Annotated in this window: 11 protein-coding genes; 2 read left to right on the top strand and 9 right to left on the bottom strand. The window is 65.3% G+C overall.

All coding sequences use genetic code 11. The annotated features are described in order from the left end of the window. Window positions 1-29: 29 nt before the first annotated feature. The 8 genes from urtA to ACP7AX_RS16250 all read right to left on the bottom strand — a co-directional run bounded on the left by urtA (window position 30) and on the right by ACP7AX_RS16250 (window position 7,688). Window positions 30-1,295 carry an urea ABC transporter substrate-binding protein gene (urtA, locus tag ACP7AX_RS16285; RefSeq protein ID WP_426227848.1) on the bottom strand — a complete coding sequence of 422 codons (1,266 nt, stop codon included), beginning with the start codon at window positions 1,293-1,295 and terminating at the stop codon, window positions 30-32. Window positions 1,296-1,663: 368 nt separating this feature from the next. Next, the gene (locus tag ACP7AX_RS16280) at window positions 1,664-2,035 is read right to left on the bottom strand and encodes a hypothetical protein (protein ID WP_426227894.1); all 372 of its coding nucleotides are present in this window, start codon (window positions 2,033-2,035) and stop codon (window positions 1,664-1,666) included. 148 nt (window positions 2,036-2,183) lie between these two features. Continuing rightward, window positions 2,184-2,609 (bottom strand): heat shock protein transcriptional repressor HspR, encoded by a 426-nt coding sequence (locus ACP7AX_RS16275; RefSeq protein ID WP_426227846.1) that lies wholly within the window; start codon window positions 2,607-2,609, stop codon window positions 2,184-2,186. 15 nt (window positions 2,610-2,624) lie between these two features. Next, a complete protein-coding gene (locus ACP7AX_RS16270; protein ID WP_426227844.1) occupies window positions 2,625-3,599 on the bottom strand; it encodes a DnaJ C-terminal domain-containing protein in 975 nt (324 codons plus the stop codon). A 271-nt stretch (window positions 3,600-3,870) separates the two neighbouring features. After that, entirely contained in the window at window positions 3,871-4,584 is a 714-nt protein-coding gene (locus tag ACP7AX_RS16265) for a nucleotide exchange factor GrpE (protein WP_426227842.1), read from the bottom strand. Window positions 4,585-4,586: 2 nt separating this feature from the next. Further along, window positions 4,587-6,458, bottom strand: coding sequence for a molecular chaperone DnaK (dnaK, locus tag ACP7AX_RS16260; protein WP_426227840.1), 1,872 nt, complete (start codon window positions 6,456-6,458; stop codon window positions 4,587-4,589). 223 nt (window positions 6,459-6,681) lie between these two features. Beyond that, a complete protein-coding gene (locus tag ACP7AX_RS16255) occupies window positions 6,682-6,852 on the bottom strand; it encodes a hypothetical protein (protein ID WP_426227838.1) in 171 nt (56 codons plus the stop codon). Window positions 6,853-6,950: 98 nt separating this feature from the next. Continuing rightward, window positions 6,951-7,688 (bottom strand): TetR/AcrR family transcriptional regulator, encoded by a 738-nt coding sequence (locus ACP7AX_RS16250; RefSeq protein WP_426227836.1) that lies wholly within the window; start codon window positions 7,686-7,688, stop codon window positions 6,951-6,953. Between the two features lie 134 nt (window positions 7,689-7,822). Between ACP7AX_RS16250 and ACP7AX_RS16245 the strand changes: the two genes are divergently transcribed. Next, window positions 7,823-8,752, top strand: coding sequence for an NAD-dependent epimerase/dehydratase family protein (locus ACP7AX_RS16245; RefSeq protein ID WP_426227834.1), 930 nt, complete (start codon window positions 7,823-7,825; stop codon window positions 8,750-8,752). Window positions 8,753-8,781: 29 nt separating this feature from the next. On the opposite strand, the gene ACP7AX_RS16240 is transcribed toward ACP7AX_RS16245, so the two are convergent. After that, the gene (locus ACP7AX_RS16240) at window positions 8,782-10,989 is read right to left on the bottom strand and encodes an MMPL family transporter (RefSeq protein ID WP_426227832.1); all 2,208 of its coding nucleotides are present in this window, start codon (window positions 10,987-10,989) and stop codon (window positions 8,782-8,784) included. Window positions 10,990-11,130: 141 nt separating this feature from the next. Here ACP7AX_RS16240 and ACP7AX_RS16235 point away from each other — a divergent pair, with 141 nt between their 5' ends. After that, complete coding sequence (locus tag ACP7AX_RS16235) at window positions 11,131-11,646, top strand: MarR family winged helix-turn-helix transcriptional regulator (protein ID WP_426227830.1); 516 nt, start codon at window positions 11,131-11,133, stop codon at window positions 11,644-11,646. Window positions 11,647-11,649 lie beyond the last annotated feature (3 nt).

Below are 11,649 nucleotides of genomic sequence, written 5' to 3'. Positions count from 1 at the left end.
GGCCTTTCGTCGCTATTCTGGCGCTGCCGCTACTTGGCCAGGTCCTTGGCCCAGTCGTACGTGGCCAGGAAAGGATCCGGTTCAACCGCCGCAGGCGATGACCACACCGTGTCGATCAGGCCGTCCGCATTGATCTTGCCAATGCGCGGGGTTTTGGTGATGTGGTTGTTTTCCCCGTTGACGGTGACCAGGCCTTCAGGCGCCTCGAAGGTCACCCCGTCCGCAGCGGCCTGCACCTTGTCCACCTCGAAGGATCCGGCCTTCTCCACCATGGCTTTCCACAGGTACAGCGAGGTGTAGGCGGCCTCCATGGGATCGCTGGTCACCCGCTCGGAGCCGAACTTGGCCTTGAACGCGGCAACGAACTTCTTGTTGGCCGGGGTGTCCAGGGTCTGATAGTAATCCCACGCAGTCAGCTGGCCCTGCACGTTGTCCAGGCCGACGCCGGGCACTTCCTCCTCGGCGATGGAGACGGAGACCACGGGCATGGTGTCCGCCATTAGGCCGACGCTCTTGTACTGGCGGAAGAAGGCCACGTTGCTGTCGCCGTTGAGGGTGTTGAAGACCGCATCGGCTTTGGAGTCGCGAACCTTGTTGACGATGGTTGAGAATTCGGTGGAGCCAAGCGGGGCGTACTCTTCCCCGAGGACTTCGATGCCTTTTGCCTCGGCGTACGCCTGGATGATCTTGTTCGCTGTGCGCGGGAAGACGTAGTCACTTCCCACGAGGAAAAGTGACTTGGTCCCCTGCTCGGCCAGGTAGTCCAGGGCCGGAATGATCTGCTGGTTGGTGGTTGCTCCGGTGTAGAAGATGTTCTTCGACGACTCCAGGCCCTCGTACTGCACCGGGTAAAAGAGCAATGCGTCGTTGGCCTCAAACACGGGGAGCATCGCCTTGCGGCTGGACGAGGTCCAGCCGCCGAACACGGCGGCGGTGCAGTCCTGCTGGATCAGCTTTCCTGCACGCTCCGCGAACTTGGTGGGTTCGCTGGCGCCGTCTTCGCTGATGACCTCCAGCTGTTTGCCCAGGACTCCGCCGGTAGCGTTGATCTCCTCGGCAGCCAGGGTCAGGGAGTCGAAGACTGTGCTCTCGCTGATGGCCATGGTGCCCGAGAGCGAGTTGATGAACCCCACTTTGACGCTGCTGCCGGACGTGTCAACGCAGGAAGTGCCGCTGCTGGCGGTGGACCCCGCCGACGCCGGATCCGCGATCTGGCTGCCGCAGCCCGCCAGGACAGTGGCCATGGCGGCTGCCGCCAAGGGAAGGAAAGCGCGTTTGGTGACCGAAACCCTCATGTGTACCTGCTTTTCACTCCGCCGTTGCGCTGGGCAGCGGCTCGCCTCCGAGGTCCGTCAGAAGGGACCCCTTGCGATGAATGTAGGAGCGAAATGTTTCGGCGCCTGCGGTGTTGGTTTCGAGACAGTTTCCGGACTGTTGCCACGGCTGGCCTTGAGCGATGGTGAACACCGGACGAGGCACCGGGAACCGCGGAAAAGCGGGGGCTGAGAGTTAACCTGCGGGAAACCTGCCAGAACGTAACCTTGGCCCACCCGCGGGACACAATCAGTCAAGACCACCGATAAAACGGCTCTGACCTGTGGATATGCGTTGATGACCGCGCGGCAGGGCCGCCGTCACAAGCCGAAGAGGTGAACCCGGGAGGCTACCCCATCGCGGGCGCCACGGAGGTGCCACCGCTGAACTGCCGGCGGGCCCAGCGCGCCAGCTTCTTGCCCTTGCCCTTCCACCAGCTGTCCTCGTCCTTGTCGTGGTGCAGGCGGAAGATGATCGCCACCATCACGAACATCGACATGCAGACATCCATCCAGGACCAGGACAACGCGTCAATCAGAACGCTCATGCCGGTAGCGATGATGGCCGGAATGGCCAGCGTCCGGAACACGGTGCTGGCCAGGTAGCGCCGGTGCGACCGCGGCACGGACAGCGCCCGCACCATGTCGAAACAGACGCACACCACCACGATGGTCTGGCCGATGGCGAGCAGGATCAGCCCTGCCGTGGACCCTGCGAACATATGGACTGAAGAACCGAACACGAGAAAACCCCCCGAGGCTTGAACCTGCAGCTGTGAGACCAGCAGCAGTTTCCATTCAAGACAGTGGGGGCGGAACCGTCACGAGTAGTGAGTACTCTAATTTTCGACGCGGGTGCGTGCACTGCAGCTACGTGCCCAGCGCCCGGGGGCGCCAGATCACCACTGCCTGGGAGCGGCCACGGGGCCGCTGGCCGCGGGCCAGGCTGACCACGTCACCGGCTGCACCGGCGGCAAAGATCCGCTGATCCAGGGGATTACGACGGCGGCCCAGTTCCTCGGTCAGTTCACTCACCCTGTGCTGCAAGGCGGCCACCTGGTTCTCCAGCTCCAGGATCCGTTTAATGCCTTCGAGCGAGACCCCTTCATGGGACAGCCGCTGGACCTGGCGCAGCATGTTGACGTCCCGCTGTGAGTAGCGGCGGGACTTCCCCGGTGCGCGGCTGGGCGAGACGATGCCCAGCCTGTCGTACTGCCGGAGGGTCTGCGGGTGCATGTCCGCCAGTTCAGCCGCCACGGAGATCACGAAGATCGGCTGGTCAGCGCTGATTTCCAAGGTCCGCTCCGTCGCCTACAGCCGGGCCTTGGCGGCCAGGCCGCTCCGGACATCGGCGTCCGCGGTTGCTTCGGCGAACGCCTTCACGGCCGCCTCGGCCTCCTTGTTGAGGTTCTTGGGAACCGCGACGTCGATGGTCACCAAAAGATCACCGGTGGCCTTGGTCGTCTTCACGCCGTGGCCCTTCACCCGGAGCGTGCGGCCGGAAGGGGTGCCTGCGGGGACACGGACCCGGACCTTTTCCCCGTCCAGGGTGGGGACCTCGATGTCGGCGCCCAAAGCAGCTTCCGGGAAGGTGACGGGAACGTGGATGCGGAGGTTATCGCCGTCGCGCGTGTAAAAATCGTGGGGCTTGACGGAAACGGCTACCACCAGGTCGCCGTTGCCTGCGGGGCCGGGCTGGCCCTTGCCGCGGACGCGGACTTTCTGGCCGTCCTTGATGCCTGCCGGCACGCGCACGTCGATGACTTCGCCGTTGGGCTCGCGCAGGCCGATGGAGGTGCCGCGGATGGAGCCTGCGAAGGAAATGGTGGTCGAAGCGGTGCGGTCCGCACCCTTCTGCGGGGTCCGCTGGAAACCGGGCTGGGCCCCGAAGCCGCCGCCACCGAACAGGTCAGCGAACTCGGGCGGAATCCCCCCGGCCGTGCTGAAGCCACCGGCGTGGCGTCCGGTGCTCCCGGTGAACAGGCCACCGAACATGTCCTCGAACCCGCCGTTGGCGGCACCGGTGCCGCCTGGAGCAAACCGTGCGCCGCCACCCATGGCCCGGATAGCGTCATACTGCTGCCGCTCATCAGGATCGGACAGCACGGAATAGGCCTCGGAGATGTCCTTGAACTTCTTCTCCGAGGCAGCGTTCCCGGCGTTGGTATCCGGGTGGTGCTGGCGGGCAAGCTTCCGGTAAGCCTTCTTGATGTCGGCGTCGGAAGCGTCCTTGGCGATACCAAGGATCGCGTAAAAGTCCTTGTCCACCCAATCCTGGCTAGCCAATGGCGTTTCCTTTCAAAGTCCTATAACTAACAGCTCTTCGCAGTACAGGGGCCCCCGCCCCTACGCGTGGTGGCTCGGTCCTGACGGACCAAGCCACCACGCTCCGGCAGGCCCGATGCCACTCCCGGGGCCCCTGTACCGCTGCGAGCTTTGTGGTTACCTCACCTTAGGCGAGATGACCGCCAGCGCGGAGGCCGGATATGGGGCGGCGGTGTGGAGGGCACCGCGAAGCGGGCACCGCCCCATATCCGGCGTAGCGCATGGGTGACCCTTACGCCGGAACTGCGACGATCACTTGTGCGGCCCGGAGGACGCGGTCGCCGGAGCGGTAGCCGGAGCGGAGGACCTGGCTGACGGTGTCAACCTCGATGTCCTCGCCGGGCTGCTGGATGAGGGCCTCGTGGACAGTGGGATCAAACTCCACGCCGGTCTCATTGATCCGGACCAGGCCGTACGTCTTCAGCGCGTTCTCCAGCTTGGTGGCGATCGCGGCGAACGGGCCGTCGGCCAGGTCACCGTGCTGGCGGGCAGCATCGACGTCGTCCAAGACCGGCAGCAGGGAGTTCAGGACGCCGATGACGGCCATCTCCCCTGCCACGGCGCGGTCACGTTCGACACGCTTGCGGTAGTTGACGTACTCGGCCTGGAGGCGAAGAAGGTCATTCTTCAGCTCCGCCGCTTCAGCATGGCCTGCTCCCGGCGCTACGGATTCCTCAGCCGGCACCTCGATGCCGTTGAGGATTTCCTCGGCCTGGGCCAGGGCGTCGCCGTCGGTGTCAACAGGTTCGGCCGCCGGGGACGCCGGCTCGCCAACCGGCGCGGCGGCGTGGTGCTCGCCCTCCGGGTGCCGTGCCTGCCCGGTCACCGGGTCAACCTTGCGGTTGTCCCGGATGACCGGCTCCTGGTGGCCTTCGCCCTGCTGGCGTTCCTGCTGCTCCTGGCTTGCGGATGAGTTGTGCTCTTCCTCGTTACCGTGGTGCGGCATGGCTACTTCTTCGCTTCGTCTTCGTCGATGATCTCGGCGTCGACGATGTCTTCGTCAGCCTTCGCGCCCTCGGGGCCCGCTGCGCCTTCGGCACCTGCAGCGCCGGTAGCGCCATCAGGGGAACCTGCCTGGGCGTAGATGGCCTCGCCGAGCTTGCCCTGGGAAGCCTGCAGCTTCTCGAATGCGGTCTTCACCTCGGCGTCATCGGTGCCTTCGAGTGCCTTCTTGAGGGCGTCGACATCGGCCTGGACCTCGTTCTTGACCTCTTCCGGCAGCTTGTCGGCGTTGTCCGCGATCAGCTTGTCCACGGAGTAGGCGAGCTGCTCGGCGGTGTTGCGGGTGTCGGTCGCCTCGCGGCGGGCCTTGTCCTCGGCTGCGTGCTCCTCGGCGTCCTTGACCATGCGGTCAATGTCTTCCTTGGACAGCGCGGTGCCGCCGGTGATGGTCATGGACTGTTCCTTGCCGGTGCCCTTGTCCTTCGCCGAGACGTGCACGATGCCGTTGGCGTCGATGTCGAAGGTGACCTCGACCTGCGGGACGCCGCGCGGAGCCGGGGCGATTCCGGTCAGCTCGAACGTGCCCAGCGGCTTGTTGTCGCGGGTGAACTCACGCTCGCCCTGGAAGACCTGGATGGCCACGGACGGCTGGTTGTCATCCGCCGTGGTGAAGGTCTCGGATCGCTTCGTGGGGATGGCGGTGTTGCGCTCGATCAGGTGCGTCATGACGCCGCCCTTGGTCTCGATGCCGAGGGACAGCGGGGTGACGTCGATCAGCAGGACGTCCTTGCGCTCGCCCTTGAGGACACCGGCCTGGAGTGCAGCACCGACGGCCACAACCTCGTCAGGGTTGACGCCCTTGTTGGGCTCCTTGCCGCCGGCGAGTTCCTTGACGAGCTCGTACACGGCAGGCATACGGGTGGAACCGCCCACCAGGACGATGTGGTCGATCTCGGAGAGCTTGATGCCGGCTTCCTTGATGACGTCCTGGAACGGCTTCTTGGTGCGGTCCAGCAGGTCCTTGGTGAGGTCCTGGAACTTGGCGCGGGTCAGCTGCTCATCCAGGTGGACCGGGCCGTCAGGGGTGACGGACAGGTACTGGAGGGAGACATTGGTGCTGGTGGAGGACGAGAGTTCCTTCTTGGCCTGCTCCGATGCCTCACGGAGGCGCTGCAGGGCGATCTTGTCCTTGGACAGGTCGATGCCCTTGACCTTGAGCTGCTTGAGCAGGTAGTCAACAACGCGCTGGTCCCAGTCGTCGCCGCCGAGGTGGTTGTCACCGGCGGTGGAGCGGACCTGGATGGTGGAGAAGTTGTCTTCGTCCTTGCCCACTTCGAGCAGGGATACGTCAAACGTTCCGCCGCCGAGGTCGAAGACCAGGATGAGTTCGTCTTCCTTGCCCTTGTCCAGGCCGTAGGCCAGTGCTGCTGCGGTGGGCTCGTTGACAATGCGCAGGACGTTCAGGCCCGCAATTTCGCCGGCCTCCTTGGTGGCCTGGCGCTGGGCGTCATTGAAGTAGGCGGGCACGGTGACGACGGCGTCGGTGACCTTTTCACCCAGGTACGACTCGGCGTCGTTCTTCAGCTTCATGAGGATACGGGCGGAGATTTCCTGCGCCGTGTACTTCTTGTCGTCCACCGAGACGGACCAGTCGGTGCCCATGTGGCGCTTGACCGAGTGGATGGTGCGGTCAATGTTGTTGACGGCCTGGCGCTTGGCGATCTCGCCAACCAGGACTTCGCCGGACTTGGAGAATGCAACCACCGACGGCGTGGTGCGGCCACCCTCGGCGTTGGCAATTACGGTGGGCTCGCCACCTTCGAGAACGGAGACGACGGAGTTGGTGGTTCCGAGGTCAATACCTACTGCACGTGACATGTGTTGCTTCCTTCTTCTCTGGGAAACTTGCTTTCCGCCCAGTCATTGAGCGTTCTGGACTCAACTCTACTCGCGGCACGAAAGCTGTCAACCCAAAGTTGAGTCACCTTCGCTCAACTTTGGATTGTGGGGCAGTTTTTTGCGCGGAAAAGTCCCGGAATGACGGGGCTACCCGGCCCCTCAAAGGCTGAAAACGGACTAGTTCGCTGTGCGTGAACGGACCCTAGGAGTCCCGCTCCTCGTCCACTTCCACCTCACGGGCAGCTTCCGGCACGGGCCGGTCTCCGGCGTCGGCTTGGGCGTGGCCGCCTTCTTCATACTGGTCACCTTCACCGTCCAGGCCCGGCTCGGTGCTGGCCTTCCGGCGGTCATCCTCGGGTACGGTCTCAGTCATGGCATGCCTCTCCGTTGAGTTCCGTGTGTGCGTCGCGGGCGCTCTGGCAGTCTACCCAGCACCGCCCGGCTAAGACAGGGCGAACCATTCTGCCCCCATCAGGAGCGGAGGCCGGCCACCCTCGCGAGTACCGCGAGATGGTGCTCAAACAGCTCGTCGCGGGCGCTGAACGTGTCCGCGCCATACTGGCCGAACACCTCGAAGCTCACCGTTCCAAACAGTGACGTCCACACGAGGGCGCCGTTCGCCAGGACTTCGTCCGGTACTTCAAGCCCCAATTCCGTACGGATCGCCGCCAGGTCGGCGGACAGTGCGGAAGGCACGACGGCGGGACCCGCTTCCTGGATCAGCGCACCGGCCCGGTAGGCAGAGTTGATAGTGCCCACCAGCCTGAAGACCACCCGCGTTCCGGGCATCATGGTCTGGCCGGCGGGGGCCTGGTAGCCGGGCACCGGGCTGCCGAACAGGAGTCCGTAGCGGGCCGGCTCCTTCAGGGCCCATTCCCGCACTGCCCTGCCGAGCGCCAGGAACCGGCCGGCGAAGTCACCCTCGTGCACCTCATCCACCGCGGCGTCGACGGCGTCGCCCAGCTCGTCGTAGGCATCGACCAGTAAGAGCGTGAGGAGCTCGTCGCGGTTGGCCACGTAGCGGTAGACGGCCGACGAGACCACCCCGAGGTCCCTGGCCACAGCGCGGAGCGACAGGGCCGCAGCACCATCCGTTGCCAGGTGCGCCCGCCCCAGCCGGACGATATCCGCGATGGTTTGGGCGCGGGCCCGCTCCCGTGGCGTCCGCTTGGTGGGGATGGTGTCCGTGCTGGCGCCAGGGTCGGTCATGGCTCCAGCATGCTGCACAGCCAGAACACCGTCAACACTTGAGAGCAGTGCTCTTGACTGCAGGGAAACTGGGCGCCAGACTAAAAGGAGAGCACAGCTCTCGTGGTCAGGTAATGCTGATGGAGGAGAAAGTCATGAACGAAGTACACGTAGTCACCGGGGCAGGACCGGTGGGCTGGACCGTCGCCGGGCAGCTCGCGGAAGAGGGTAAAGATGTCCGGGTTCTCACCCGCTCGGGCAGCGGGCCGGAGCACCCCCGGGTGGAACGGCTCAGGGCGGATGTCCGGGATCCTGCCCAGGTGCGGAACGCACTGGCCGGGGCAGCTGCGGTCTATCACTGCACCCACGGCTCCTCCTACAGTGCGAAGGCGTGGCAGGCAGAACTCCCCCTGGCCGAACAGACGGTTCTGGCCGCAGCAGGGGCGGCGGGCGCCGTCGTGGTCTTTCCTGAAAGCCTCTATTCGTACAGCACACCGGAAAGCCGAATGACCGAGGCGGGCCCTCGAAACGCACCGGGTGGTAAACGCGGGGTGCGGACCAGACTGCTGGAGACAAGGGCCGCGTCAGCCACCAAGACCGTGAGCATGGTGTCCAGCGACTTCTTCGGCCCGCGGGTGCGGGGTGCGCATGCGGGCGAGCGCTTGGTCCCCGCCGTACTGGCGGGCAGGAAGGTCTGGGTTGTCGGCAGTGCTGACCTGCCGCATTCGTTCACTTACGTGCCGGACCTGGCGGCGGCGATGATCCACGCGGCGCGCACGCCCACGCTCTGGAACAGGGTGTGGCACGCGCCCACCGGCCCGGCAGTGACCCAGCGGCAGTTGGCGACAGCGTTCACCGACGCCGCCGGGGTGCGCGCCCCGAGGATCGGGACCATGCCGGGCTGGGCCTTCCGGGCAACGGGAGTGTTCTCCCAGGACGTCCGGGAGCTGGCGGAAACGCTCTATCAGTTCGAGAAGCCCTTTGTAATGGACTCCGCAGAAAGCCAGGCCGCTCTTGGCCTGCGCCCCACCCCGCTTGCCGACGCAACCGCAGCAACGGTGGCCTGGTGGCGGGCGCAGGGTTAGGACCACGCCCGCAGTGATGCAGCGGCAGGCTACCGGCGCCCGGCGCCCTCAAGATCGGTTTCGAGGCTGCCTCGGGCGTCGCGTTGAACGGCCGCATCCAGCTCAGGCTTGCCGGGCTTGCTGGGCCACCAGATGCGCGGGCCGATGTCGTAGGCGAGGGCGGGAACCAGCAGCGAGCGCACCAGGACGGTGTCCAGCAGCACGCCGAACGCCACAATGAAGGCCAGCTGCACCAGGAACATGATGGGGATGATGCTGAGTGCGGCGAACGTGGCCGCCAGCACCACGCCGGCTGAGGTGATGACACCGCCGGTGACGCCGAGCCCGCGCAGAATGCCCGGACGGGTCCCGTGTTTCAACGACTCCTCCCGCACCCGGCTCATCAGGAAGATGTTGTAGTCCACGCCAAGGGCCACCAGGAACACAAAGCCGAACAACGGAACGGTGGCATCTGCGCCCGGGAAGCCCAGGAGGTTGTTGAAGACCAGGGCCGACACGCCCATGGCCGCGCCATAGGACAGGACCACGGAGAGCACCAGCAGGACCGGGGCCAGGACGGAGCGCAGGAGCAGCATCAGGATGACGAGGATGACCACCAGGACGATGGGGATGATGATCACCAGGTCACGCTGGGCTGTGGTGTTGGTGTCCAGCGCAGTTGCCGTGACGCCGCCAACCAGCGCACCGGCGTCGACCGTTTTGACCTGCTGGCGCAGGACCTTGACGGCGTCCTCGGCCTGGATCGAATCCGCGGCGTAGTTCAGGGTGGCGTTGATCAGCACCTTCCCCTCGCGGACATCCGGCGAGCTCGGGGCGCCGGGGGCTCCGGTGATGGGGACGCTGCCGGCGGCAAGGAGGTAAGCGTCTCCGACGCCGTCGGCCGCCTTGACCTTCGCCAGCACCTCGTCAGCGTTGGTAGCGTCCGCAACCACGACGGCGGGGCTGCCGCTGCCGGCGTCGAAATGGCGGGCAAGGGCATCCTGGCCGTCAACGGCGTTGGAAGCGGAGAGGATAACGTCCGTCTGCGGCACACCGTTGGCCTTGAGCTGCAGGATTCCGGCCGAAGCTGCGAGCAGGAGGAGGACCGAGGCCACCCAGACGGTCCGGGGCCGGCGCGAAACCAGTGAACCGGTGGCCCGCCAGAGGCCCTTTTGCCCTTCCAGGCCGGTGACCAACTCGGGTTCGCGCTCGTCCGCCGGAACCAGCTTGGGAACAAACGGCCAGAAGGCAGCCCGGCCCAAAAGCGCCATCATGGCCGGCAGCAAGGTCAGTGCGGCAAACAGCGAGCACAGGATGCCGGCAGCGGCCACCGGACCGAGACCCTTGTTGGAGTTCAGGTCCGAGAAGAGGAGGCACAGCAGGGCGATGATGACCGTGGCTCCGGAGGCGAGGATGGGCTCGAACGAGGCCTTCCAGGCGGTCAGCACGGCTGAGGTCCGGTTATGCGTGTGGGTCAGGGCTTCCCGGAACCGGGCCACATAGAGCAGGGCATAGTCAGTAGCGGCACCGATCACCAGGATGGAAAGAATGCCTTGGCTCTGGCCGTTCAGCTGGATCCATTCGAGCTTGGCCATCCCGAACACCAACAGGATCGCGGCGCACAGGGCGAACACCGAGGTCAGGAGCACCGCGATCGGCAGGAGCAGGGACCGGTAAACAATCAGCAGGATCACGAAGACAGCACCCAACGCCACCAGCAGCAGAATCCCGTCAATCCCGGCAAAGGCGCTGGTCAGATCGGCGGCCAGTCCGGCCGGACCGGTGACAAAGGTCTTCATGCCTTCGGGCGCGCCTTCGGCAATGAAGTCACGCAGTTCCTGCACGGATTCCTTGACCTCACCCGAGGAATCGATGGGCGCGATGAACTGAACGGCTTTCCCATCCTCGGAAGGAATGGGCCCGATCACCGCACTGCCCAGGCCCAGGCCCTCAAGCCCGGCCTTCAGCGAGGCAAGCTCCCCGAGCCCGGCGGGGCTGATGGCAGCCTCGCTCTCAATGACGATGACTGCCGGAACTTCATCGGAGTCCCGGAACTTACTTTGCCAGTCCTGCGCCGCAGTTGCCTCGGCACTCGCCGGCAGGAAGGAAGCCTGGTCATTGGACGAGACCTCATCGAGCCGCCCGAAGGTTGGGCCACCCACCCCCGCAATGGCCAGCCAGGCCAGGACCAGCACCGCGGGAATAAGCCAGCGCAGCCAGACCGGAACCCGCGCTTTGTGTTGGGGAGACGATTTCATGATTCCTTCAGAGCTCGGGGCGGGGGACGGGATACAATTGATTCCATCATAGAGTATCTCCACCATGGAGATAAGCGACTCGGGGAAATCCGTGCCGTAATATCCCTCAGGGCACCAATCAGCAAGAGGAGGAACGCGCATATGGCAAAAGAAGCGTTCCAGCGCCCGGCGAACAGCGCCCCTCAGTCTTTGGTGCGGCTACTCCAGGACTTCACGCTTGAGGCGAACCGCTATGTGGATACGGCCGGCGGCCGGAACGACATGCACCGGACCGACCTCAACGCGCTCGCTGCGATAATGCGGCATTCCGCCAAGGGAACCGTGGTCACGCCCGGCATCCTTCGCAAGGAACTCCACCTCAGCTCCCCCGCCACCACCGCCCTGATCGACCGGCTGGTCCAGTCCGGCCACGTCATCCGGGAACGGCTCGGCACGGACCGCCGGCAGGTCCAGCTCCGCATGACCCCCAAGGCGTTCCAGGACGGCGGCGCCATGTTCATGCCGCTTTCGCGCCACATGGGCACTGCCATGGCCGCCTTCGGCGAGGAGGAACTGGAGACCGTCACGCGTTTTATGACCGCCATGGTGGAGGCCACCATAGCCGCCCGTCAGGAAGCGTCCGACGGCGGCCCCTCCTCCGCCCCGCCCCTCCCGTAGGCG

Origin of the sequence: Pseudarthrobacter sp. DSP2-3-2b1, assembly GCF_049895945.1 — a bacterium.
In the GTDB taxonomy this organism is placed as follows: domain Bacteria; phylum Actinomycetota; class Actinomycetes; order Actinomycetales; family Micrococcaceae; genus Arthrobacter.
The sequence above is the reverse complement of the archived record's forward strand: the minus strand, read 5'-3'. Positions and strand labels throughout refer to the sequence as shown.